26 protein-coding genes are annotated in these 24,113 nt (G+C 71.9%); 9 read left to right on the plus strand and 17 right to left on the minus strand.

Going from position 1 to position 24,113, the window contains the following annotated elements; genetic code table 11:
• Nucleotides 1–11: 11 nt before the first annotated feature.
• Together KME80_RS09165 and KME80_RS09170 are read left to right on the plus strand one after the other, a co-directional pair.
• Nucleotides 12–1,184 carry an ArsB/NhaD family transporter gene (locus KME80_RS09165; RefSeq protein ID WP_308125677.1) on the plus strand — a complete coding sequence of 391 codons (1,173 nt, stop codon included), beginning with the start codon at nt 12–14 and terminating at the stop codon, nt 1,182–1,184.
• Between the two features lie 38 nt (nt 1,185–1,222).
• Nucleotides 1,223–1,672, plus strand: a complete 450-nt coding sequence (locus KME80_RS09170) for a hypothetical protein (RefSeq protein ID WP_219502535.1) — start codon at nt 1,223–1,225, stop codon at nt 1,670–1,672.
• Here the strand turns inward: KME80_RS09170 and KME80_RS09175 are convergent.
• The 8 genes from KME80_RS09175 to KME80_RS09210 all read right to left on the minus strand — a co-directional run bounded on the left by KME80_RS09175 (nt 1,665) and on the right by KME80_RS09210 (nt 8,467).
• A complete protein-coding gene (locus KME80_RS09175; protein WP_219502537.1) occupies nt 1,665–1,826 on the minus strand; it encodes a hypothetical protein in 162 nt (53 codons plus the stop codon). The genes KME80_RS09170 and KME80_RS09175 overlap by 8 nt on opposite strands.
• Nucleotides 1,823–2,098, minus strand: coding sequence for a hypothetical protein (locus tag KME80_RS09180; RefSeq protein ID WP_219502547.1), 276 nt, complete (start codon nt 2,096–2,098; stop codon nt 1,823–1,825). The genes KME80_RS09175 and KME80_RS09180 overlap by 4 nt, the downstream gene beginning before the upstream one ends.
• A gap of 119 nt (nt 2,099–2,217) precedes the next feature.
• The gene (locus KME80_RS09185; protein WP_219502550.1) at nt 2,218–3,015 is read right to left on the minus strand and encodes an inositol monophosphatase family protein; all 798 of its coding nucleotides are present in this window, start codon (nt 3,013–3,015) and stop codon (nt 2,218–2,220) included.
• Between the two features lie 9 nt (nt 3,016–3,024).
• Complete coding sequence (locus tag KME80_RS09190; RefSeq protein ID WP_219502553.1) at nt 3,025–3,639, minus strand: hypothetical protein; 615 nt, start codon at nt 3,637–3,639, stop codon at nt 3,025–3,027.
• A complete protein-coding gene (locus KME80_RS09195; protein WP_246644361.1) occupies nt 3,636–4,688 on the minus strand; it encodes a hypothetical protein in 1,053 nt (350 codons plus the stop codon). The genes KME80_RS09190 and KME80_RS09195 overlap by 4 nt, the downstream gene beginning before the upstream one ends.
• A gap of 141 nt (nt 4,689–4,829) precedes the next feature.
• Entirely contained in the window at nt 4,830–5,603 is a 774-nt protein-coding gene (locus KME80_RS09200; RefSeq protein WP_219502556.1) for a sporulation protein, read from the minus strand.
• Nucleotides 5,604–5,612: 9 nt separating this feature from the next.
• Nucleotides 5,613–6,842, minus strand: coding sequence for an SPFH domain-containing protein (locus KME80_RS09205; protein ID WP_219502560.1), 1,230 nt, complete (start codon nt 6,840–6,842; stop codon nt 5,613–5,615).
• Nucleotides 6,839–8,467 (minus strand): SPFH domain-containing protein, encoded by a 1,629-nt coding sequence (locus tag KME80_RS09210; protein ID WP_219502563.1) that lies wholly within the window; start codon nt 8,465–8,467, stop codon nt 6,839–6,841. Before KME80_RS09210 ends, KME80_RS09205 begins: the two co-directional genes overlap by 4 nt.
• Before the next feature lie 180 nt (nt 8,468–8,647).
• On the opposite strand from KME80_RS09210, the gene KME80_RS09215 reads away from it, so the two are divergent.
• Genes KME80_RS09215 through KME80_RS09235 form a run of 5 tightly spaced genes read left to right on the plus strand, consistent with a single transcriptional unit; the run spans nt 8,648 to nt 13,137 of the window.
• The gene (locus KME80_RS09215; RefSeq protein WP_246644362.1) at nt 8,648–9,526 is read left to right on the plus strand and encodes an ABC transporter ATP-binding protein; all 879 of its coding nucleotides are present in this window, start codon (nt 8,648–8,650) and stop codon (nt 9,524–9,526) included.
• On the plus strand, nt 9,523–10,377 hold the full coding sequence (locus KME80_RS09220; protein ID WP_219502569.1) for an ABC transporter permease: 855 nt from the start codon (nt 9,523–9,525) through the stop codon (nt 10,375–10,377). Before KME80_RS09215 ends, KME80_RS09220 begins: the two co-directional genes overlap by 4 nt.
• Before the next feature lie 14 nt (nt 10,378–10,391).
• A complete protein-coding gene (locus tag KME80_RS09225; RefSeq protein WP_219502572.1) occupies nt 10,392–10,625 on the plus strand; it encodes a helix-turn-helix transcriptional regulator in 234 nt (77 codons plus the stop codon).
• Nucleotides 10,626–10,661: 36 nt separating this feature from the next.
• The gene (uvrB, locus tag KME80_RS09230; protein ID WP_219502575.1) at nt 10,662–12,770 is read left to right on the plus strand and encodes an excinuclease ABC subunit UvrB; all 2,109 of its coding nucleotides are present in this window, start codon (nt 10,662–10,664) and stop codon (nt 12,768–12,770) included.
• 16 nt (nt 12,771–12,786) lie between these two features.
• Complete coding sequence (locus KME80_RS09235) at nt 12,787–13,137, plus strand: VOC family protein (protein WP_219502578.1); 351 nt, start codon at nt 12,787–12,789, stop codon at nt 13,135–13,137.
• 54 nt (nt 13,138–13,191) lie between these two features.
• Here the strand turns inward: KME80_RS09235 and KME80_RS09240 are convergent, their stop codons facing one another.
• From KME80_RS09240 to KME80_RS09260, 5 genes are all read right to left on the minus strand, one after another.
• Nucleotides 13,192–13,914, minus strand: coding sequence for a PepSY domain-containing protein (locus tag KME80_RS09240; protein ID WP_219502581.1), 723 nt, complete (start codon nt 13,912–13,914; stop codon nt 13,192–13,194).
• Between the two features lie 83 nt (nt 13,915–13,997).
• Entirely contained in the window at nt 13,998–14,351 is a 354-nt protein-coding gene (locus KME80_RS09245) for a VOC family protein (RefSeq protein ID WP_219502583.1), read from the minus strand.
• Nucleotides 14,352–14,406: 55 nt separating this feature from the next.
• Nucleotides 14,407–14,985, minus strand: coding sequence for a Uma2 family endonuclease (locus KME80_RS09250; RefSeq protein ID WP_219502586.1), 579 nt, complete (start codon nt 14,983–14,985; stop codon nt 14,407–14,409).
• A gap of 56 nt (nt 14,986–15,041) precedes the next feature.
• Nucleotides 15,042–15,647, minus strand: coding sequence for a hypothetical protein (locus KME80_RS09255; protein ID WP_219502589.1), 606 nt, complete (start codon nt 15,645–15,647; stop codon nt 15,042–15,044).
• Nucleotides 15,648–15,747: 100 nt separating this feature from the next.
• Complete coding sequence (locus KME80_RS09260) at nt 15,748–16,482, minus strand: YbgA family protein (protein ID WP_219502593.1); 735 nt, start codon at nt 16,480–16,482, stop codon at nt 15,748–15,750.
• Nucleotides 16,483–16,548: 66 nt separating this feature from the next.
• Here KME80_RS09260 and KME80_RS09265 point away from each other — a divergent pair, with 66 nt between their 5' ends.
• A complete protein-coding gene (locus tag KME80_RS09265) occupies nt 16,549–18,018 on the plus strand; it encodes an SDR family oxidoreductase (protein WP_219502595.1) in 1,470 nt (489 codons plus the stop codon).
• Between the two features lie 187 nt (nt 18,019–18,205).
• Here KME80_RS09265 and KME80_RS09270 read toward each other — a convergent pair whose 3' ends face one another.
• Nucleotides 18,206–18,799: a DUF4126 domain-containing protein gene (locus KME80_RS09270; protein ID WP_219502597.1), complete on the minus strand. Its 594-nt coding sequence runs from the start codon at nt 18,797–18,799 to the stop codon at nt 18,206–18,208.
• Between the two features lie 4 nt (nt 18,800–18,803).
• Nucleotides 18,804–19,718, minus strand: coding sequence for a choline/ethanolamine kinase family protein (locus KME80_RS09275; RefSeq protein WP_219502599.1), 915 nt, complete (start codon nt 19,716–19,718; stop codon nt 18,804–18,806).
• Between the two features lie 68 nt (nt 19,719–19,786).
• On the opposite strand from KME80_RS09275, the gene KME80_RS09280 reads away from it, so the two are divergent.
• Nucleotides 19,787–22,138 carry a GcvT family protein gene (locus KME80_RS09280; RefSeq protein WP_219502601.1) on the plus strand — a complete coding sequence of 784 codons (2,352 nt, stop codon included), beginning with the start codon at nt 19,787–19,789 and terminating at the stop codon, nt 22,136–22,138.
• Here the strand turns inward: KME80_RS09280 and KME80_RS09285 are convergent.
• Nucleotides 22,131–23,321, minus strand: a complete 1,191-nt coding sequence (locus tag KME80_RS09285; protein ID WP_219502603.1) for a UTRA domain-containing protein — start codon at nt 23,319–23,321, stop codon at nt 22,131–22,133. The two genes, KME80_RS09280 and KME80_RS09285, sit on opposite strands and share 8 nt — an antisense overlap.
• Before the next feature lie 39 nt (nt 23,322–23,360).
• Nucleotides 23,361–24,005 carry an acyltransferase gene (locus KME80_RS09290; RefSeq protein WP_219502605.1) on the minus strand — a complete coding sequence of 215 codons (645 nt, stop codon included), beginning with the start codon at nt 24,003–24,005 and terminating at the stop codon, nt 23,361–23,363.
• Nucleotides 24,006–24,113 lie beyond the last annotated feature (108 nt).

The raw sequence follows: 24,113 nt of genomic DNA on the forward strand, positions 1-24,113 counted from the left end.
ATCATCGTCGGGTGTTGCGGCGTCTTGGCGTGCTCGACTGGATCCGGGTCGGGTTGCTCGCGCTCGGCCTGCTCTTCGTGGCGACCGGGCTGCTGCCGCTGGCCGAGGCCACGGCGAGCCTGACCGAGATCGGGCCGCTGCTGGTGTTCCTGGTGGGCGTCATCGTGCTGGCCGAGCTCACCAAGGAGGCTCAGGTCTTCGACGCGATCGCGGCAAGAATGGCGGTTCTCGGGCGCGGCAACTATTTCGCCCTTTTCTTGCTTTGTACGGTCTTTGCGTCATTTATTACGATATTTCTCAATCTTGATACGACTGCGGTGTTGCTCACGCCGGTGATGCTGGCCCTGGCCCCCAAGGCCCGCATCGCGGCGCTGCCGCTGGCCATGACCACGATCTGGTTCGCCAACACCGCCAGCCTGCTGTTCCCGGTCTCCAACCTGACGAACCTGCTGGCCATGCACCGCATCGAGCTGAGCCCGCTGGAGTTCGCCTCCTTCATGTGGGCGCCGCAGACGGTCGCGATCGCGGTCACGATGGCATTCCTGTGGGCGTACTTCTGGCGGCGCGGGCGGCGGCGCGACCTGCGCTACACGCCGCCCCTGCTGGAGCCGATCGCCGACCGGGCGCTGTTCACCGCCGCGTCGGCGGCCTGCGTGCTGTTCATCGTCGCGCTGCTGGCCAGGGTCGAGGTGTGGGCCGCGGCGACGGCGGCGGGGCTCGTCGTCGTGGTGGCGTTCGCGGTGCGCGACCGCAAGCGGCTGACCTGGCGGCTCGTGCCCTGGCAACTGCTGATCTTCGTCACCGGGCTGTTCCTGGTCGTGCCCACGCTCAGTCGCTACGGCCTGGACGACCTCATGCACTGGATGCTCGGCGACGAGCGCGACCCGTACCGGACGGCGGCCGTCGGCGCGGGCCTGGCCAACGTGGTCAACAACCTGCCCGCCTACAAGGCGCTCGAAGGCGTCATCCCGGCGGGCGACCGGGGGCAGTTGTTCGCGCTGCTCGTCGGCACCAACGTGGGCACCGTCGTCACCCCGTGGGCGTCGCTGGCCACGCTGCTGTGGTTCGAGTCGTGCCGCCGCCACGACGTCCGGGTGCCCATGCGCCGCTTCCTGCTGACCGGCGCCGGGCTGGCCGTCACCGGGGTGCTGGCGACCACGTGGGCGCTGGTGGCCTTCGGCTGAGGGACCGGGGGCGGGGGAAGTCGGGGACAATGGTCGCCATGGCCAAATCACCTCTGATCAGATGTTTCGGTCTTGCCCTGGTGGCGGCGGCAGCGTTGACCGGCTGCGGCACGTCCGGCTCCGCCGCCTCGGTGCCCACCCCCTCCAGCTCGGCGTCCACGCCCTCCCAGAGCCCGGCGAGCTCCGAAACCCCGCAGAAGGTGGTGCGCAAGGTCAAGCTGGAGGTGCTCGGCAAGGGCGAGGCCGTCCAGCCGATCGCCTACAACGCAGACGAGAGCGGCACCGAGACCACGGCCACCCTGCCCTGGTCGAGGACGGCCGACATCGAGCTGACCGGCGCCGAGCAGGAGGTCGGCCGGCTGGTCTCCATCGTGGCCGGCTCCGTGCGTGACAAGAACGGCCAGTTCAGGCCCGCGCCCTGCCGCATCACCGTCGACGGCGAGCGGGTCGTCACCGCCAAGGGCCTGTGCAAGTATCTCCTCAAGTAGTGCGGCGGCGCACCGTCGCGACGCGGCGAGCGCGGCGCCTGACGCGGCGCTCGTCCTCCTCGGCCGGCCTGTCCGGCCTCTCCTCCGACGGCCGCGGCCCGACCACGGCCGCGAACCACGGATGCGCCCACTCCCTGCGCTCGTCGCCGCTCATGCCGCCGCCCGTGGACCGGGATAGGCGCCCGCCACGGCCTCCAGCGCCCAGCGCATGCGGGTGACGAAGGCGTCCGGGTGGTCGCCCGCCTCCTGCGCCACGTAGGCGGCGCATCCGGCGTGGCCGCCGCACGCGCACAGCCTCCGGTCGATCGCCGCCCGGATCTCCCTCGCGGACACGGCGCCGGACGCGGTGTCGGACGGCTGCACGGCGGAGGCGAAGAGCACCTGCGCGAGCTCCGTCACGCTCAGCCGGGTCAGCATGGTCGCCATGGGGTTCTCCTCTCCACCGGTGCCGCCGGAACGCGCACCTGTTAGTGAGACGTCGAAAGGCGCGGAAAGTTATCGACATTCCGCGCCGGACCTTCAAGATTTTTACGAATTCAAGATCGTCACGCCAGGAGCGACAGCAGCCCCGGCATGGCCTTCGGGTGGGCCGCCACGAAGCTGCGGTCGGCCGTGCCCTCGATGCTCTCGTCGAACGGCCCGCCGTCGAGCGCCCGGATCTCGGCGCCCGCCTCCCGTGCGATCAGCACGCCCGCCGGCAGGTCGATCAGCTCAGCGCGGTAGCCGATGATCGCGTCGATGTCGCCGCGCGCCAGCATCGCCCACGTCAGCAGCGGGGCCCACAACTGCAGCACCCGCCTGGCAGCCAGCTCCAGCCTCGTGCGCAGCGCTCGCGCCGCAGCGTCGTGCCTGGTCACAGCATACCCCTGGGTCCAAGCCAGCAGCGGCCCATGTGGTGCGGACCGGTGCGGAAGGGACATCCGGGCGCCCGAGGAGTCCAGCGTGCCGCCGTCGCGCACCGCCGACCACGTACGGGACGTCACCGGGTCGTGCACCACCCCGAGCACCGGTCGCCCGCCGTGGCACAGCGCCAGCCCGACCACGTACGCGGGCAGCCCGATCGCCACGTTGTTGGTCCCGTCGAGCGGGTCCACCAGCCACGTCCACTCACTGCCCGAGACGCCCAGCAGCCCCGACTCCTCGGCGATGACCGCGTGCGACGGGTAGGCGGTGAGGATCCGCTCCAGCAGCAGCTTCTCCGACGCCAGGTCCAGATCGGTCACCACGTCGCCGGAGCCGCCCTTGGCCCGCACCCCCACCGCGCCCGCGGCGCCGTCCACCAGCAGCCGCCCGGCGGCCTCGGCCGCCTCGACGGCCAGCGTTCGCGCGCGGTCCAGGTCCATCGGCACCCCTCAGCTCAGGCGGGCGGTGATCAGGCGTACGGCGAGCGCCGTCTCCCGGGCGTCGAGCGGCTGCCTCGACACGTGGTGGTCGCCCGCCCCGAGCGGGCCGAGCGACAGGTCGCGGCTGCCCGGGCGGCCCCGCCCGAGCGCGACCGTGGCGGCCTCGCCGCCCTCCGGCACGACGCTGCTGTGGAAGCGGCCGGCCGGCAGCGTGTAGGTGTCGCCCGGCCCGAACGACTCCACCAGGCCGGTGCGGTGCCGGACCGTGCGTGGGGTGGGTGAGATGCGGTCGCCGTCTGCGGCGCTGACCACCTCGAACACCCGGTGCGTCGCGTTCGGGCCCGCGTCGTCGAGCACCGCGTGCACGTTGCGCACCTGGCCGTAGAGCACGTGGCTGACCAGGTCCCAGCTGTGGCAGTGGATCTGCGAGGTGGTGCTGGTCGCCGGCGCGAGCGAATCGGACCACAGATGGATGCATACCCCCTCGCCGCCGTCCCGCTCCAGCGGGAGGCAGACGAATCCCAGGGGGTGCCGCACGGCCCGGACCTCGCCGGAGACCGCCTCCAGCGCCCACGCCCTGGCCCGGCCCTGAACGACCTGCTCGTAGACGCCCGCGTAGCTCATGACCCGTGCCCGCGCGCCGGCTCGCCGTACGGGTCGACGGCGCGCAGCGCCTTGCGCGCGATGTCGACCACGTCGCGCCCGTCGTAGGACTTGGGGAGCGGCATCCCGATGCGCTCGAACAGGTCCTGCACCTCCTCGATCGTGGGCTCGTCGCTGAGCGGCACCCGCTTGTACATCTCCAGCGGCACCCGGCGCGCCTGCTCGAAGCTCAGGCGCAGCTCGGTGTCGCCGTTCTCGTAGTAGAAGGTGTCGGCCAGCGCCGTCATCGCCATGTTCGGGTCCTCGACGGTCATGATGAGGCGGCTGCTGGACAGGTCCCAGCGGAACGTCGTCATCGTGGCCGACAGGCCCACGCCGATGTCGAGCAGCCCGTAGCGCTGCCGGTGCCAGAACGCGGCCAGGATCGTCGCGTACGACTCCTTCCTGGCCCGGTCGGTGGTCCACGTCTCGCCGGTGCCGTCGGGCAGGTCCGACAGCGAGCGGCGGTAGTGGGCGTACGTCTCGCACACCTCGGCGTCGGTCGGGTCGATGATCTCGATCCGTACGGTGAGGTGGCGCTTGTCGCGGCGGGCGGCGGCCACGCACACGGGCAGCGTGACGGCGCGCAGGTAGGTGCCGGTGCCGCCCTTGAAGCTCCACCGGGAGGTGTCGCGGCGGGCGTCGGCGTGCGCCTGGGCGATCTCCTGGGAGCTGCCGAGCACCCGGACGAGCTGGAGGGCGTCGAGCGCCTTGCGGGTGCCCTGCACCAGGTTCTCGATCTGCTCCAGCCGCTCCAGCCGGACGGGGAGCTGGGCGAGCGCGCCGGAGGTGATGGTCTCCTCGACGGGGGCCTGCCGCGCCCGGTCGCGCAGCAGCGCGGTCGCCACCAGGGCCAGGATCACCAGCGTCGCGGCGCTGACGAGCTGCGCCTGGACGCTGGGCGGGACGATGTCGTCGGGCATGATGCCCAGCACGCCGACCACGATGGCCAGCGCCAAGGCGATCGCCACGTCCGCGTTCTGGGCCGCCCAAGGGGCGATCCGCCGCAACGCCCCCACGAACCGTGCCATCGCTCGCCCCGCATCCCGACGATCAGTCAGTCCCGGGGTCATGGTAACGAGCGCGTCAGGTCCCTGCCAGGCGCGGAAGGCGTACCTCTCCATGAAGGACGGGAGGGCGGCGCGGACGCCGCCCTCCCGTCGCCGGGCCGGCTAGAACCAGCCGCGCCGGCGCGCCATCTGCTCCAGCCCGTGCTGGAGCGCCTGGTCGACGGCCTCCGGGGCGTCGCCGTAGCGGACGGTGAAGCGGTTGTAGGAGTCGTGACCGGAGGTCAGGAAGCCGCCGCGCTGGTCGGCCTCCAGGATGACCTCCATCTGCCTCGGCCCGGCGATGAACGTCAGCTCCAGCTCGTTGAAGTGACGCCGCCACTGGCCGCCCGCGTAGTACTCGATCTCCTGGAAGAACGGCATCGTCGAGCCGTGCAGCGTGCCCCGCTCCAGGTCGGCCTTCTTGAACTGGAAGCCGAGCCGGTCCAGGGCGCGGATGACGTGCTCCTGCGCCGGCAGCGGGGTGACGAACAGCGGGTCGAGGTCGCCCTTGTCCAGGGCTCCGGCCAGCGCGAGCTCGGTGCGCACGCCCAGCCGCATGCCGGGCAGCGCGTGGCCGCCGATCGCGCTGATCGGCGTCTCCCACGGCACCGGGATCTCGAACGGCTGCCCGTGCTCGGCCCTGGCGGCGAGCTGGAACGGCCCGGCGACCGCCTGGCGCAGGAAGCTGTAGGTCGTCTTGTACTCGTTGTCGCCCGACTCGACCTCGACCACGGCGGTCAGGTCCAGGTAGATGCCCTCCACCTTGTAGTCGGAGCCGCCGCCGCGGAAGTTGACCACCCCGCGCAGCGGCTCGCCGGGGCGCACGGTGGCGTTGGTCAGCACCGTGTCTACTTCGACGCCCGCGCCGAACGCGGCCATCAGCTTGCGGAACACCATGAGTCCTCCTTAGGGGGTCGGCGCCTGGTCCTTGCCGTTGGCCGAGAAGCGGGGGAGAAGCTGGGCCAGCAGCAGGGTGGACAGCGCGGAGTCGCCGCCGCCCTGCTGGGTGCGGACCACCAGCGGCTGCGGGGCGTTCTCCGCCAGTTTGGCGCCCACGTCGAGGCGCTTGCGGGCCAGCTCGTACTGCAGCACGGCCCGGTTGTCGCGGTAGGACTCGGCCAGCCGGCGCAGCGCCTTGGCCTCGTTCTCGGCGGCGGTCAGCTCGGCCCGGCCGCGCGCCTCGATCTCCCAGCGCACCCGCTGCGCCTCGGTCTCCTGCTCCTCCAGCATGCGCGCCACGTCCTTGCGCGCCTTGTTGTGGGCGGCCTTGACCTCGACCACGCGGGCGTCGCGGGTCTTCTTGGACCGCTCGATCTCCATCAGCAGCGTGTCGATGCGGCGCTTGCGGGTCAGCTCCCATTCGCGCTCGTAGGCCGACAGCTCCTTGGCGACCTTCTCGCGGGTGGACAGGTGCTGCTGGTACTGGTCGGGCAGCTGCACGTCGGGGATGTTGGCGCCGGTGACGCGCACCCCGTAGCGGCCGAGCTGGCGGTTGAGCGCGTCCTGCATGTCGCCGACGTCGGAGCCGCGCAGGTCGTAGGCCCGCTCGGTGTTGACCCTGCGGCTGCGCTGCCGGATGGCGTCCTGGACGGCGCTGGACAGCACCAGGTCGAAGTTGCCGGCGCCGATCGTGCGGACGAACGCCACCGGGTCGACGATGCGGAACTTCAGGAAGAACTCGATCGACTTCAGCGGCACGTTCTCGGCGGTCGGGCAGGCCACGATCGGCGCCGAGTACGGGATCTCGGTGGAGGTGTCGACGACCGCGTCGACCCGGTCCCACGGCAGCCACAGGTAGTGGCGGCCAGGGGGCAGCGTGCCGGTGATGGCGCCCCAGTGGCTGCGCACCCCGGTGGTGCCCTCCTCGATCTCGATGATGGCCCGGCGCCACACCGTCAGCAGCGCCACGAGCAGGAAGAACAGCGCGGCCAGCGCGGCCATGACGGTCCAGTCGGTCAGCACCGCCATCCCGGCGAAGTAGACCGCGATGAACACCAGCGCCATCCAGGAGAAGCCGCGCCGGTCCTTGGGGATCACGACGGGGACGAGCTGGCCCTGCTCGCCGCCGCGCAGCAGCTGGCGGATCTCCGACCAGGACGCCAGCGACTCCTTGATCTTCGAGAACTCGCGGCTCATCGGACCTCACCCTCGATGCTCTGGGGGACGGCGCCTTCGGGGGCGGCCTGATGGCGGCCCTCGGGGGAGCCCAGGACGGCGAGGTCCGGGTCGGGCGCCTCGGTGACCTCGTCCTCGACCTTCTTGAGCAGGGCGCCGATCTCGGCCTCGCGGCCGGAGACGCGCCTGCCGATCTCGGCCAGGCGGGAGCGGATGGCGGCCATGTCCTCGGGCGTGAACAGCACCGCGGCCTTGCTGCCGACGAGCTGCTGGGCCAGCTCCAGGAAGTCGATGTCGCTGTTCTCGCCGACGTGCACGACCTGGGGCAGCCGGCCGGAGACCGTCTCCAGCTTGTCCAGCAGGTCCTGCTGGAAGCGGTAGTCGAGGATCTCGGGGGCCTCGGCCGCGCTGAGCGCCCGGATGTCGAGCGCCTGCGCCTCCAGCAGCGCCGAGTTGGCCTTGGCGGACGACTCGGCCTCGACCAGGCGCTGCCTGGCCTGCGCGGTCGCCTGGTGGGTGGCCCGCTCCAGCGCGGTGTCCATGCGGGCCTGGTAGCCGGCGATCTCGGCCTGGATGGCGCTCAGCGTCTCCTGCAGCCCGGCCAGCTCCTTGATCAGGTCGCCCTCGTTCTGCTCCTTGCGGAGCTGGAGCTCGTACTCGTAGGTGTACGCCTCCTTGGCCACGCGGACCATCTCGGGGGCGGCCAGGTCCATGCGGTATTCCTGGCTGGACGGCTCGGCGTGCGTGATGTTCACGTCGGTCAGGCGCACGGCGGGCAGGAACTGCTGGTTGAGGTTGTCGAGCATGCCGACCGTGCTCTCGCCCACCAGGTCGTAGATGTCCTCGGCGCGCTGGGCGTAGATCAGCGACCGGGTGACCTCGCTGATGGCGTTCTGCAGCTTGGACTGGAAGCCGCTCACCGAGCCGAGCACGAAGATGAACTCGGCCGGGTTCTCGATCCTGAACTGCAGGAACAGGTCGACGCTGGCCTTGACGCCCTGCTGGGTGGGCGCCTCGCTGATGGGCGCGTTGAAGGGGTATTCGCGGGTGGTGTTGACGATGTAGCTGACCCGCTTCCAGGGGTTGAGCAGCGTCACGCGGCCCGGGTCGGCGATGTGCACGAGCTTGCCGAACTTGGTGATCAGGGCCTTGCAGCCCTCGGGCACCATGACCACGCTGCGCCGCCACCACAGGAACACGGCCGCCAGCACCAGCACGACCCAGTAGTGGGGGCCGAAGAACAGCTCGGTGTTGGGGATGACGTTGCCGAGGGCGCCGATCAGGCCGAGCACGATGAGGATGCCCAGCGGCACGATCACCTTGGCGGTGTTGCCCTTGGGGATCACCACCGGGGAGATGACGTGCATGCCGTTCTCGGCGAAGCTGCGGTTGACGATCTCGCCGGCCTCGTTGAGCGACGCGGTGCGCGCCTCGATCTGCGTGCCGATCGACACGCCGCCGTCACGGGCGGCGGCGAAGTCGTGCGGGTTGAGGGCGAAGCCCTGACCCTGCCCGCCGAGCTGGCCCGCCTGCTGGGCGACCTGCCCGACCGCCTGGCTCATGGCCTGGCGTACGTTTCCTCCTTGGGCGACCGCTTGGGCTACGCCCTGGCCTGCCTGGATCAAGGCCTCTCTGGGTCGTGACATCGCACCTTCCTCTTCCGCTACAGGCGGATTCGACCGTATCGGGTGCGACTTAAAGATCGCTTGCAATCGAATGTCATAGGAGTATTGCGATCAATAGTATGTGTGCTATCAATGTAGTACACCTACTATATGGAGGGGGTCATGGGCGCTGCTACGACACTGGATGGAGACATCACTGTGATGAAAGCCGCCTCCGCCATCGAGGTCCGCGACCTGCGCATGAGCTACGGGACCCACGAGGTGCTGCGCGGCGTCGACTTCCGGGTGGCCCCCGGCGAGGTGGTCACGCTGCTCGGCCCCAACGGCGCGGGCAAGACCACCACGATCGAGATCCTCGAAGGCTTCCGCGCCCCGTCGGGCGGCCACGTGCGGGTGCTCGGCACCGAGCCCGTCAAGGGCGACGAACGCTGGCGGGCCCGCCTCGGCGTCGTCCTGCAGTCCTGGCGCGACCACGGCCGCTGGACCGTCCACGGCCTCCTCGACCACCTGGGCCGCTACTACGCGCCCTACTCCGCCCCCGGCCGGCGGCGCCCGACGCCCACCGCCGAGCTCATCGAGGCCGTCGGCCTGACCGGGCACGCCGGGCAGCGCGTCAGCCGGCTGTCCGGCGGCCAGCGCCGCCGCCTCGACGTGGCCATCGGCATCGTCGGCCGCCCCGAGGTGCTCTTCCTCGACGAGCCGACCGCCGGCTTCGACCCGCAGGCCCGCCGCGACTTCCACGACCTGGTGCACCGGCTGTCCGACCTGGACGACACCACCATCCTGCTCACCACGCACGACCTGGACGAGGCCGAGAAGCTCGCCGACCGCATCCTCATCCTGGCCGGCGGCCGGATCGTCGCCGACGGCAGCGCCGACAAGCTGTCACGCGAGGCCTCCCGCGACGCCCAGGTCCGCTGGAGCCGCGACGGCGAGCACTTCGTGCACGCCACCGAGGACGCCACCGGCTTCGTACGCGGCCTGTTCCAGCAGTACGGCGACCAGATCGGCGACCTGGAGGTCCGGCGCGCCACGCTGGAGGACACCTACATGGCCATCCTCAAGAAGGAGGAAGGATGAACCCCACCGCGCACGCCGCCCGGCTCGGCCTGGCCAGAGGGTGGATCGAGTTCCGGCACGCCCTCGCCAACCCCCAGGACATCGGCTTCACGCTCGTCACCACGGCCGCGTTCGTCACCGTGCTCTACTTCCAGCGCGGCGCGACCGTGCCCGGCACCGACCTGTCGCTCGCCGCCGCCACGATGCCCGGCATCCTCGGCCTCGGCATGGCCTTCAACGGGCTCATGGGCGCCGTCGGCTCCCTGTCCGTCGAACGCGAGGACGGCACGCTGCTGCGGGCCAAGGCGCTGCCGCAGGGCATGCTCGGCTACCTGGTCGGCCGCGTCGTGTCGGTCTCGCTCTCCGCGCTCGGCAGCCTCCTGCTCGTGTCCGTCGCCGGGCTGATCCTGCTGCCCGAGCTCGCCGCCGCCGGAGCGGGCGGCTGGCTCACCGTGCTCTGGGTGGCGGTGCTCGGGCTGACCGCCATGCTGCCGTGGGGCGCCGTCATCGGCTCGCTGAGCGCCAACCCGCAGACCGCCGCCGGGCTGTCGATGCTCTGCTTCGGCGCGCTCACCGCCATCTCCGGCATCTTCTACCCGATCACCGCGCTCGCCGGCTGGCTGCAGGGCCTGGCCCAGGCGTTCCCGATCTACTGGCTGGGGCTCGGCATGCGCTCGGCCCTGCTGCCCGGCGCGGCGGCCGCCGCCGAGCTGGGCGGCTCCTGGCGCACCCTGCCCACGATCGGCGTGCTGCTGGCCTGGACCGTGGCCGGGCTCCTGCTCGCGCCGCCGATCCTGCGCCGGATGGCCCGCCGCGAGTCGGGCTCCCTCATGCAGTCGCGGCGCGATCGGGCACTGCAGCGCATCGGCTGAGAAGATGGGCGACGATGAGCGAGACCGTCTACAACCGCATCGCCCTGCTCCGCGCCGAGCGGGGCGTCAGCCGCAGGCAGCTGGCCGACGCCCTGGGGGTCCACTACCAGACCGTCGGCTACCTGGAGCGGGGCGAATACAGCCCCAGCCTCTACCTGGCGCTGCGGATAGCCGAATACTTCGAGGTGCCGGTGGAGGTCGTCTTCTCCACCGCGCCCTTCCCCCGCATCGGGGAGCGGACGGCCTGACCGATTCTGTCGGTCGGGCCGCCTAAAGTGGGCAGCATGCGACCGGTCACAGATTTGCAGCGGAAGGTGGCGCCGTTCGAGGTCGTCACCGAGATGACTCCCTCGGGCGACCAGCCGACGGCCATCGCCGAGCTGGAGCGCCGCGTCAAGGCCGGCGCCAAGGACAGCGTGCTGCTCGGCGCCACCGGCACCGGCAAGACCGCCACCATCGCGTGGCTCATCGAGCGGCTGCAGCGGCCCGCGCTCGTCATGCAGCCCAACAAGACCCTCGCCGCCCAGTTCGCCAACGAGCTGCGCGAGATGCTGCCCAACAACGCGGTCGAATACTTCGTCTCCTACTACGACTACTACCAGCCCGAGGCGTACGTCCCGCAGAGCGACACCTACATCGAGAAGGACTCCTCGATCAACGACGAGGTCGAGCGGCTGCGCCACTCGGCCACCAACTCGCTGCTCACCCGCCGCGACACCATCGTCGTCGCCTCCGTCTCCTGCATCTACGGCCTGGGCACCCCGCAGGAGTACGTCGACCGCATGGCCCGGCTGCGCGTCGGCATGGACGTCGACCGCGACCAGCTCCTGCGCCGCCTCGTCGACATGCAGTACACCCGCAACGACCTGGCCTTCACCCGGGGCACGTTCCGGGTGCGCGGCGACACGATCGAGATCATCCCCAAGTACGAAGAGCTCGCCGTGCGCATCGAGATGTTCGGCGACGAGATCGAGAAGCTGTCCACGATGCACCCGCTGACCGGCGAGGTCATCACCGAGGACGAAGAGCTCTACATCTTCCCCGCCTCCCACTACGTCGCCGGCGAGGAGCGCATGGCCGCCGCCGTCGCCGGGATCGAGGCCGAGCTGACCGACCGGCTGGCCGAGCTGGAGCGCCAGGGCAAGCTGCTGGAGGCCCAGCGGCTGCGCATGCGCACCACCTACGACATCGAGATGATGCGCCAGATCGGCACCTGCTCCGGCATCGAGAACTACTCCCGCCACATGGACGGCCGCCCCGCCGGCAGCGCCCCCAACACGCTGCTCGACTACTTCCCCGAGGACTTCGTCCTGGTGCTCGACGAGTCCCACCAGACCGTGCCGCAGATCGGCGCCATGTACGAAGGCGACGCCTCCCGCAAGCGCACGCTCGTCGACCACGGCTTCCGGCTGCCGTCCGCGATGGACAACCGGCCGCTGAAGTGGGAGGAGTTCCTGGAGCGGATCGGCCAGACCGTCTACCTGTCGGCCACGCCCGGCCCGTACGAGCTCGGCCGCGTCAAGGGCGACGTCGTCGAGCAGGTCATCCGGCCCACCGGCCTGGTCGACCCGGAGGTCGTCGTCAAGCCCACCAAGGGCCAGATCGACGACCTGGTGCACGAGATCCGCGAGCGAGCCGACCGCGACGAGCGCGTCCTGGTCACCACGCTGACCAAGAAGATGGCCGAGGACCTCACCGACTACCTGCTGGAGCTCGGCATCCGGGTCCGCTACCTGCACAGCGAGGTCGACACGCTGCGCCGCATCGAGCTGCTGCGCGAGCTGCGCGTCGGCGAGTACGACGTGCTCGTCGGCATCAACCTGCTGCGCGAGGGCCTCGACCTGCCCGAGGTGTCGCTGGTGGCCATCCTCGACGCCGACAAGGAGGGCTTCCTGCGCTCCGAGACGTCGCTCATCCAGACCATCGGCCGCGCCGCCCGAAACGTCTCCGGCCAGGTCCACATGTACGCCGACAAGGTCACGCCGTCCATGGAGCGGGCCATCGACGAGACCAACCGGCGCCGGGCCAAGCAGGTCGCCTACAACGAGGCCAACGGCATCGACCCGCAGCCGCTGCGCAAGAAGATCGCCGACATCCTCGACTCGCTGCAGCGCGAGGACGCCGACACCCAGCAGCTCATGGGCGGCGGGCGCAGCCAGTCCCGGGGCAAGGCCCCCGTCCCCGGGTTCGCCGCCGCCAAGGCCGGCCAGCACGCCAAGGCCATCGCCGGCGAGATGCCGAGGGCGCAGATGGAGTCGCTGATCGAGTCGCTCACCGAGCAGATGCACCAGGCGGCGGCCGACCTCCAGTTCGAGGTCGCCGCCCGGCTCCGCGACGAGATCAAGGAGCTCAAGCGCGAGCTTCGCGACATGCGCGAGGCCGGCATCAGTTAACCCTCTGGAGGACGACGTGTCGCTCGACCTGTTCGCAGGCGTCCCCGTCACCGACTACGCCGCCGCGCTGCCGTGGTACGAGCGGCTGTTCGGCGGGCCGCCGTCGTTCCTGCCCAACGAGATCGAGGCGGTGTGGGAGGTGGCCCCCGGCCGCCACGTCTACATCGTGCAGGCGCCCGAGCGGGCGGGCAACGCGCTGGTGCTGGCGTTCGTCGACGACCTGGACGCCCGGGTCGCCGGCCTGGCCGCCCGCGGCCTGGAGCCCGCCCGCCGCGAGACGTACGAGGGCGGCGTCACCAAGGTCACCTACCGCGACCCGGAAGGCAACGAGCTCAGCTTCGGCGGCGCCCTGGAGCCCCGGGCATGAGGGAGGGCCCGCGCCGCGTGGTGGCGTGGGCCCTTGACGGACGGGTGGGCGGGGTCAGCTGGTGGAGCTGTTCTTGGTGACGTCGCCGGTGGCCGCGTCGACCGTCACCTCGTGCTTGGTGCCGTTGGGGGTGACGACGTCCGACTCCCAGACGGTCTTGCCGTTGCTGCTGTCCAGGTTCAGCTCGGTGATGCGCCCCTGCGGGACCGAGGCGGCGATCTTGTCGGCGGCCTGGGCGTAGGTGAGCTTGGCGGCCTTGACCCGCTCCAGGTGCTTCTGCTTGTCCTCGGCGTCCGACTCCTCGGCGGTGGGGCCGTTCACCACCTGGCCGCTGGCGCCGTCGACGTCCATCTGCTGCTCGGCGCCGGTGTTGTCGACGACCTGGACCTCCCAGAGCTTGCCGCCCTCCTCGCTCTCGATGGAGATGAGCGTGGAGTTCGGGACCGCGGCGAGTGCGGCCTCGGCGGCCTTCTTGAGATCGGCGACGCCTGCCGTGGTGGCGCCCGGCGAGGGGCTGCCGTCGGTGGGGGAGGGCGTCGCGTCCGTGCCCGTGGGCGAGGCCTCGGGGTCCGTCGGCGAGTCCTCCGGGTCCACGGGCGGGCTCCCCGGGTCGACGGGCATGTCCTCCGTGCCGGTCGGCGCGGGGGCCGGCGACCCGGCCGCCTGAGCGGTCCCGGTCTCGCCCGGCGCGGCCGGGCCGCAGCCCGCGCCGGTCAGCAGTGCGGCGCTCGCCAGCGTGGCGCCGATGATCTTGTTGCGCTTGGTCTCCCCGTTCATGCGGGGACGACTGCCCGGAATGTGCTGGTATATCACCCGGTCAAGGACTGTTGTACGGTTCCCGGCCCGCGCATGACGCTCGCTCAGCCGAGCGGGCTGGCGTGACGCGGCTCGTACAGGCCGATCGTGGCGCCGCTGGGCAGCGTCAGCGTCGTCGCCAGGCCGTACCCCTCGTCGGTGACGGGACCGGCGGCCACGCCCCGCGCGGCGAGACCGGCGACGGTCCCGGCGACGTCGTCGCACATCAGGTGCAGCGTCACCACCGGATCGGCGTCGGTCGGATGGACGCCCAGCTCGGCCGGCGGCGTCCTGAAGATGAGCCACCCGGCCCCGGACGCCGCGTCCTCCACGTACGGCCATTCGAGCACGTCACGCAGGAACGCCCGGTCCGCCTCCGGATCCCGGCTGTGGAACAGCAGATGCAGTCCGCGAATCACCCTCACAGTCTCGCGCCCGGCGCCCCGCACGGGAAGAACCCACGCCCCAGCGGGCTCAGCGTCTGACTTTGTCCAGATCGAGGTCGATGTCCACCGGGAAGCCGATGTCGGTGCGCAGGCGGCCGCGGTGGATGCCGGTGGGGACGTACGCCTTGACGGCGGGCTCCAGCTCGAACGTGTAGACGACGGGCCGTTCGTCCTCCAGCTCGACACGCCAGAAGTACGTGATCCCCGCGCTCGAATACTTGCTGGGCTTGGTCGTTCGATCCCTGTCGCGGGACTCCTCCGACACCACCTCGACGATGAGGTGGACGTCCTCAGGCTTGAAGCTGGTCAGGCCGACCCGCTGGGCCGCGGTGTCCTTCACCAGGAGGATGTCCGGCTCGGGACGCTGCCGCAGCCCCAGGGTGACGGTCATCTCGCGGACGACGACCAGATGCTCGGGAGGCGTGAGCTCCCGTTCGAACAACCTGAGCGCGAGCATGTGGAACAACGTCTGGGGGGACATCATGATGAGGGATCCATCGATCAGCTCGACGTGCCTGGGCGCGTCGGGAGGGAGACGGTCGAGCATGTCGGCGGTCCAGCCGCCGGGAGGGCCGGGATAGAACCATTCCGGCAAGGCCGTGCTCATCGATGCGCCTCCTGAACGGTGACCCTCTGATGCAATTATGCCACGATCCGTAGTCGTCAGGAGGGGTCGCGGCGTTCCTGCATGGTCTTGCGGTAGAGGTCGTCGATCTCGTCGAGGGGGTCGGGGGCGGGGCGGCGGGACTCGATCTCCAGGTTGGTGCGCGTGTCGAGGTCGTCGATGCCCGTGGCCGAGTGGTGGACCTGGTCGCTGAGCAGGTCGGCGCGGATGCGGGCGCACATGGCCGTCAGCCTTGCCTGGTGCTGGCGCAGCCGGTCGAGCGTGGCGTGGTCGACGTACGGGGAGAGGCGGCGCTGCTGGGCGTACATGCCGAGCTGGCCGTCGTGCACGTCGGCCTGGGCGGTCAGGTCGGCCAGCAGGCGGGGCAGGTCGCCGAGGCCCCAGCCCTGGGCCTGCGCCTGCTCGACGGCCTGGCGGGTGAGCGACACCTCGCGGCGCAGGTCGAGGCGGAGGCGCTCGACCTCGGCGGCGTCGCCGGTGCCCATCGCGTTGACGTGCGTGGTCAGCCGGGTCGTGGCCTGCTTGGCCTTGGTGGCGGCCTTCCTGCCGAGCTTGACCAGGAGGTAGACGCCGACCCCGGCCAGCAGCAGGAGGAACGCCAGGATCACCAGCACGATGAGGACGATTTCGCTGATCGTGGCCACCTCCTGTTGAGTTCTCGCCTTGAGAATAGCCGTGCCGAGGGCACGCACCAACGCACGGACCAACGCGCGGGCGGCCGCTCCGGGTTCCCGCCGCCGTTGATCACCTCAGGCCGAGCTCGTCCGGATACGGGGAGAGGAACGTCTGGTCCCGTACGTAGCCGGCGGCCTCGCCCCGGGCGAGGTGGCGCAGCAGGGCCAGCGGCACGCCGAGCGCCACTCTGCCCTCCTGGTAGGAGGCGATGGCCTCGGCCAGGCCGACGCGGTCGGCCGGGTCGAGGTCGTCGCCGAGCATGCCCAGGCAGTGCTGCAGGACGTTGACGTTGCGCCCGGCCGACGTCCTGGCCGCCATCGCGGTGCGGAAGGCGGCGCCGTACGCGGCGGCGAGCTCCGCACGCGGCCTGGTGCCCGCCTCGGCCACCAGGCGGCCGGTCTCGCGGTAGCCCGTGGGCGAGTGGGCGAGCAGCTGCATCTTGTGCCGCGACTGGAAGGCCACCAGGTCGCGAGGCTGCCAGTCGCCCCGCAGCAGCTCGCGCAGACGGGCGTGCGCGAAGATCCGCTCGGTGAACGCCTCGCGCAGGACGGCGTCGTCGAGCCCGGCCTCGTCCTCGATCACCGCGTCGGCGGCTGGGCGGCGGGCGCTGGACCCGGTGAGGACGTACCCGTCGGCGGCCGGGCCGATCCCGCTCCCGGAGCGGATCGGCAGCCAGTCGACGTACGGTCCCAGGTCGTGGAGGAAGCGGGCGCGGCCGTCGCCGCCGTTGCGCCGTACGGGCTCGCCGAGCAGGCGGCTCGGCACCGCCACCCGTGGCCGGCCCCACGCGCGCTCCCCGGACATGCCCCACGGCTGCCCGCGATCCGCGCCCCCACGCATGACGGGCGGTGCCGGGGGAACAGGCGTGGCATGCCGTTGTGCCTGGTCACAGGGGCGACCGGCTATATCGGCGGGCGGCTGGCCCCCGAGCTGCTGGCCGCCGGTCATGACGTGCGGTGCATGGTGCGTTCGGCCGGGCGGCTGCGCGACCTGCCGTGGGCGGCGCGTACGGAGGTGGTCGAGGCCGACGCCACGGACGCCGGGCGGACGCGGCGGGCGCTGGACGGGGTGGAGGTCGCGTACTACCTGATCCACACGATGGGGGCGAGCGGCCGGTTCGCCGAGCGGGACCGCCTGGCGGCGCGGACGTTCGCGGCGGCGGCGGCCGAGGCGGGGGTGCGGCGGATCGTCTACCTGGGCGGTCCGAGCGCCGGCGAGGCGCTCTCGCCGCATCTGCGGTCGCGGGCCGAGGTGGGGGAGATCTTCCTGGGGGGAGTGGTGCCGGCGGTGGTCCTGCGCGCCGCGATGATCATCGGGTCGGGGTCGGCGTCGTTCGAGATGCTGCGCTACCTGACCGAGCGGCTGCCGGTGATGACGACACCGCGCTGGGTGCGGAGCCGCACCCAGCCGATCGCGGTACGGGACGTGCTGCGGTATCTGGTCGCGTGGGCGGAGGTGCCGGGGACGGTCAACCGAGGGTTCGACATAGGCGGGCCCGATGTCCTGACTTATGTCGACATGATGCAGGAGTACGCCGCCGTGGCCGGGCTGCCGCCCCGGCTGATCCTCCCGGTGCCGCTGCTCAGCCCCCGGCTGTCGAGCCTCTGGGTGGGGCTCGTCACGCCGGTCCCGGCGAGCATCGCCCGCCCGCTGGTGGAGTCGCTGCGCAACGAGGCCGTGTGCGGCGAGCACGACATCGCCCGCCACGTGCCCGACCCCGAGGGCGGGCTGGTCGGCTTCCGCCGGGCGGTGTCGCTGGCGCTGATGAAGATCAGGGAGGCCGACGTCGCCACGCGCTGGTCCTCGGCGTCCACGCCCGGCGCGCCCAGCGACCCGCTGCCCACCGACCCCGACTGGGCGGGAGGCAGCCTCTTCGTCGACGACCGCAGCCTGGCCGTGCCGTCGAGCCCGGAGGCGCTGTGGCAGGTGATCGAGGGCATCGGCGGCCGCAACGGCTGGTACTCGCTGCCGGTCGCCTGGAAGCTCAGGGGGCTGGCCGACCGGCTCGTCGGCGGCGTCGGGCTGCGGCGCGGCCGGCGCGATCCGGCGCGGCTGCGGGTGGGCGACACGATCGACTTCTGGCGGGTGGAGGAGGTGCTTCCCGGCCGGCTGCTGCGGCTGCGGGCCGAGATGCGGCTGCCCGGCCTGGCCTGGCTGGAGCTCGGCGTCACCCGCTCCGGCGGCCGGACGGTCTACACCCAGCGGGCGATCTTCCACCCGCACGGGCTGCTCGGCCACCTCTACTGGTGGGCGATCTCGCCCTTCCACGGCCTGATCTTCGGCCGGATGCCGGTCAACGTGGCCGCCGCGGCCCGGCGACGGGAGCGATCCCGGTCCTGAGGCCCGTACCGCTGTGGTGACGGGCCGGGGAGCCCGGCGGCGCGGGTGCGCCGCCGGGCCCGTGTGCGGGCGCGGGCGGGGGCCACGACGAGTCCGCACGTCATCGGACGGTACGGGACGGGCGGCCGCGGGCGGATCAGCCCGGAGGGGGATGACGGGTCAGCCCGGGGGATGATCCGGCAGGACGCTAGCCGGGCTGCCGCCTGCGCCCGGCCCGGTAGCGGCGCACCTTGCCGATCGTCCACCAGGCCGCCAGCGCGAACAGCGCCAGCAGGACGATCACCAGCAGCGGCAGGAAGATCGCGACCAGGCTCATGCCGAGCGCGCCCGTGTCCTCGGCCACGCTCGCCACCGGCGCCCCGGCCCCGGCGGTGCCGGCGTTGACCACGGGCCTGGCCGCCGTCTTGAGCGCGTGCACGGCCAGCGCGACCACGATGCCGAGCAGCCAGGACGCCCACGGGTTCTCGGTCATCCAGGTGGAGCGGTCGAGCTCGGCGGCGGCGCTGGTGGCGCTGAAGACGACGCCGCCGGACGCGGGTCGTACGACGGTCTGGATCAGGTCGTTGACCGTGTCGACGGCGGGCACCTTGTCCAGCACCATCTCCGCCGCCAGCAGCACGGCGATGATCGCCAGTACGCCCCAGTGGGACAGCCACGCGTAGCCGTCGGGCAGCCGCACCCGGTCGGTCAGGTTGGCCAGCACGCCCACGACGAGCAGCGGGATGTAGGCGTTGAGCCCGGCGGCGGTGGACAGGCCGAGCCCGGTCAGTGCGGCGAGCATGCCCCTAGTCTGCCCGGGCGGCCTCGTCCATGAGGCGCCCGAGCCCACCGGCCCCACCGGCGGTGAACTCGGCCACGGCGCGCTCGTACTTCTCCATGCCCCACGACCAGAAGTCGAAGTCGATCGTGTCGTTGGCGCCGTCCTGGATGGAGGCCCACAGGGTCCAGCCGTACTTGGCCATCAGGCCGAGCAGCCGGGCGCGGGCGATCTTGTGGCGCAGGCGGCGGCCGTAGTAGGCGGTGACGAGCTCGTCGAGCTGGTCGAGCGACAGGTCCGACTCGCTCCACACGTTGCCCAGCTCGAAGCAGGCGTCGTTGTTGCCGGCGTACTCGTAGTCGATGAGCCACAGCCGCCGGCCGTCGTCGATGATGTTGCCCGGCAACAGGTCGTTGTTACACGGAACGGTGCCTTCTGCCCTTATTTCCAGACATTTACGGAGTTGCTCAACAACGGGCATGAACTCCAGGTACCGGTCCGGCAGCCGGAACCCCCGCTCCCGCACGATCGCCAGATAGCGCCGCTGCACGTCGAACATGTCGAAGTCGCGCACGAACCGGGGCCCCGCGTGCAGCCGCCGGCACGCCTCGGCCACCCGCGGCAGGTTGGCCGAGTCGCGCACGTCGTCCTGTGTGAACGTGCGCCCCGGGATGAACCCCACCACCAGCACCCCCTCGCCCGGCAGGTAGGCGTGCACCGGCGCGCCCACGCCCGCCCGCGCGGCGGCGATCGAGGAGGCGTGCTCGGCGTTGCGGTCGATGGCCAGCAGCGACCCGTCGCTGGCCCACACCCGCACCACGTACGCCCCGCCGGGGGTGGTGACCTTGTAGTTGTGGTTGGTCAGGCCGCCGGGCAGCTCCTCCACGGAGCGCGGCACGCCTGCCAGCAGGGGGATGCGGTCGAGGATCTCGAGCACGGCCATGGTCGATGCTAGCTCCGCCCCGCTAAACGGTCTAGACCTTTTACGGCCCGCCGGTTAGCCTCGCGGGCATGAGCGACTCGGCGCGCATCGTGATCATCGGGGGCGGCGTCGGCGGCGCCTCCGTCGCCTACCACCTCACCAAGCTCGGCGAGCGGGACGTCGTCCTGCTGGAGCGCGACGAGCTCACCAGCGGCTCGACCTTCCACTCGGCGGGCCTGGTCGGCCAGCTCCGCGCCGATCCGACGCTCACCCGGATGAACCAGTACTCCGTCGAGCTCTACCGCACCCTCGACGCCGGGTGGACGGAGTGCGGCGGCATCAAGCTCGCCTCGACCCCGGAGCGGATGGCCGAGATCCGCCGCCAGATCGGCTGGGCCCGCACGTTCGGCCTGCCGCTGGAGGAGATCTCCGTCGCCGAGGCGGCCGAGCTGTTCCCGCTGATGAGCACCGAGGGCGTCGTCGGCGCCGCCTACCTGCCGACCGACGGCCAGATCGACCCGTCACGGCTGTGCTACGCGCTGGCGGCCGGGGCCAGGGAGGGCGGCGCGCGGATCCGTACCAAGGTCCGGGTCCTCGGCCTGGACGTCGAGCGCGGCCGGGTCACGCGGGTGCGCACCGACCAGGGCGACATCGACTGCGAGGTGGTCGTCAACTGCGGCGGCATGTTCGCCGCCGAGATCGGCCGGATGGCCGGGGTGCGGGTCCCGATCGTGCCGATGTCGCACCAGTACGTGGTCACCGACGGCTTCCACGAGCACGCTGGGCTGCCCACGCTGCGCGACCCCGACCTGCTCGTCTACTACCGGCAGGAGGTCGGCGGGCTCGTCATGGGCGGCTACGAGCGCACGTGCGCGCCGTGGACGGCGGGGGAGTCGTCCTACGACGCGATCCCGGCCGGCTTCAACGGGCGGCTGCTGGCGGAGGACTGGCCGAGGTTCGAGGAGATCTCGGAGAACTCCCGCGTCCGCGTGCCTGCGATGGCCGACGTCGGCATCCGCAAGCTCATCAACGGCCCGGAGGCGTTCACCCCGGACAACGAGTTCTGCCTGGGCGAGACCGAGGTCGGCGGCTTCTACGTGGCCGCGGGGTTCTGCGCCCACGGCATCGCCGGCGCGGGCGGCATCGGCAGGGTGATGGCCGAGTGGATCGTCGACGGCGAGCCCGGCATGGACGTCTGGCACATGGACGTCCGCCGCTTCGGCGCCCACTACCGCTCCCCGTCCTACACGCTGGCCCGCGCGGTGGAGAACTACGAGACCTACTACGACATCCGCTACCCCGGCGACGAGCGCGCGGCGGGCCGCCCGCTGCGCACCTCGCCCGCCTACGGCTGGCACGCCGCCCACGGCGCGGTCTTCGGCGAGAAGGCCGGCTGGGAGCGGGTCAACTACTACACGTCCAACGAGCCCGCGGGCGACGGCGTCCGGCCGCACGGCTGGGCGGGCCGCAACTGGTCGCCCGCCGTCGCCGCCGAGCACCACGCCACCCGCACCACGGCCGGGCTGTTCGACGAGAGCTCGTTCGCCAAGATCGAGGTCACCGGCCCCGGCGCCGCGTCGCTGCTCGAATGGGTGTGCGCCAACCGCGTCGCCCGCCAGGTGGGCGACGTCACCTACACCCAGGCGCTCAACCGGCGCGGCGGCATCGAGTGCGACTTCACCGTCACCCGGCGCGGCGAGCGGGAGTTCCTCGTCGTCACCGGCACCGCGTTCGGCTCCCACGACCTCGGCTGGCTGCGCAAGCAGGCCCGGCTGCGCGGCGCCGACGTCCGGATCGCCGACGTGACCGGCAGCCGCGCCTGCTTCGCGCTGTGGGGGCCGCGCGCCCGCGACATCCTCGCCACGCTCACGCCCGATCCGCTGGACTTCCCGTTCATGACCGCGCGCGAGCTGACCGTGGGCGACGTGCCGGTGCTGGCGCTGCGGGTGACGTTCGTCGGCGAGTTCGGCTGGGAGCTCTACTGCTCCACCGAGTACGGGCTCGGGCTGTGGCGGACGCTGTGGCGGGCGGGCGAGCCGTACGGGCTGGTGGCGGGCGGCTACCGGGCCATCGACAGCCTGCGCCTGGAGAAGGGCTACCGGGTGTGGGGCGCCGACATCGGGCCCGAGACCACGCCGTACGAGGCCGGGCTGGGCTTCTGCGTCAAGCTCGACAAGGAGTTCCTCGGCCGCGACGCGCTCGACCCCGACCCGCCGCGCCGGCTGCGCCGCCTGGCGCTCGCCGACCCGCGCGCCGTGGCGCTCGGCAACGAGCCGGTCCGCCTCGACGGCCGCGTCGTGGCCCGGGTGACCTCCGGCGGCTACGGCCACACCGCCGGGCAGTCGATCGCCTACGCCTACCTGGAGAAGGACGCGGACGACGCCTCCGGGTTGGAGGTCGAGGTGGAGGGCGCCTGGGTGCCCGCGACCGTCGTCACGTGACGCCGCTGCGCACCGAGATCCGCACCCGGTCGGGCCTGAACAGGTCACGGGCGTGCTCGACCGGGGCGCCGTCGGCCGCGTAGGCGGTCCGCTCGACGCGCATCAGCGGCGCCCCCGGCTCGATGCCCAGCTCGGCCGCCTCGGCGGACCCGGCGATGACCGGGTCCAGGTGCTCCAGCGCGGTGCGGGGCGCCAGTCCGTACCCGTCGGCCAGCAGCGCGTACAGCGACCCGGTCAGGTCCTGGGCGAGGAAGCCGGGCAGGGCGGGGAAGAAGGAGCGTTCGAGCGCCAGAGGCGAGCGCCCGGCCGAGCGCACCCGCGCCACCTCGTGCACCGGCGAGCCGGGCTCGACGCGCAGCGCGGCGGCCACGGCGGCGGGAGCGGGCACGGTGGCGGCCGTCAGGATGCGCGCCTCGGCCCGCAGGTGCGCGCGCCGCACCTGCTCGGTGAACCCGGCCAGGCCGGTCAGGTCGCGTTCGATGCGCGGCTCGGCGACGAACGCGCCGCCGGTCCGGCCCGGCACCCTGACCAGCACCCCGTCGCGCTCCAGCGTGGCCAGCGCCTGGCGCAGCGTCATCCGGCTCACGCCGAGCCGGCCCGCCAGCTCGCGCTCGCCGGGCAGCCTGTCGCCCGGCGCCATGTCGCCGCCGGCGATCGAGTCGAGCAGCCAGCGCTCGATCTGCACGTGCGCGGGAACTCCGGTGCCGCGTTCCAACTCGGGAGGATTCCCGACCATTCGGGCATCGTAGCCGGTCACCGGGACAGCCCGGCCAACCGCTCCACCGCCTCCGCGAACTCGTACACCATCGCGTAGACCACCTCGCGGGCCGGCCGCACTCGGTCGAGCCGGCCGACGAAGGAGGCGGCCGGCTCCGATCCCGCCGTGCTCCACGGTGCCGACCAGGGCCGCCACCGGCACGCCCGCCTCCCGCGCCCGCGCCACGCCGCCCGGCGCGGCCGGGCCGATCCAGCCGGGCACGAGCACGTCCACCGCGTACGGCCGGCCGCGCACCTGCCGGTCGATCCAGGCCGGCTCGGCGTCGAGCCGCTCGGGGGTGTACGCGATCGCGCCCAGCACGCCGAACCCGCCCGCGTTGGTGACCGCGGCCACCACGTCACGGCAGTGGCTGAAGGCGAACAGCGGGAACCCGATGCCCAGAAGCCGGGTGATGGCGGTCCGCATGCACCGACGCCAACCGCCAGAAGGATGTTCGGTTCAGGGTCAGTCGACCGCCAGCGCCACCGCTGGATCGTGCCAACCGTGCTCCGGGTCGTAACGCCGCACCAGCCGCGCCGGCACCCCCGCCACCACGCTGTGGTCGGGGAACTCGCCGCGCACCACCGCACCGCCCGCCACCACGCACTGGCGGCCCAGCCGGGTGCCCGGCAGGATGATCGCCCCCGCGCCCAGCCACGAGCCCGAGCCGATCGACACCGGGCTGTTGCGCGGCCACTGCCTGCCGATCGGCACGTCCGGGTCGTCGTAGACGTGGTTCTGGTCGGTGACGTACACGTACGGGCCGGTGAAGACGTCGTCGCCGATGTCGATCGACTGGTGGGCCACGATGTGCGTGCCCCGCCCGATCGAGCAGGACCCGCCGATCCGCAGGATCGAGCCGGGGCCCAGATCCACGCCCGGCCACATGCCGCACGAGATCGACACCCGCTCGCCGATCAGCGTGTGGGCGCCGATCTCGATCCAGCGCTCCCCGAAGATCGCGCCCGGCGGGAAGGCGATCTTCGCGCCGTCGCCCAGACGGCGGAACCCGTGACCCGCGGGCGTCTCGGGAGTGATGGCACCCGCGTCGCGGATCGCGGCGTAGGCCCGGTGGATCAGCGTGCCGAACGCCCGCCGTACAAGTGACATAGGGACCAAAGTTACCGCTAGGTCATCCTGTTCGGGCATGTCGGGGGCGTTGTTTGATATCCTGAGAGCCCGTGGACACATCGGCCACACCTCGAGCCACGGGAGCCT

Origin of the sequence: Nonomuraea ceibae (genome assembly GCF_019396325.1) — a bacterium.
Lineage (GTDB): Bacteria > Actinomycetota > Actinomycetes > Streptosporangiales > Streptosporangiaceae > Nonomuraea > Nonomuraea ceibae.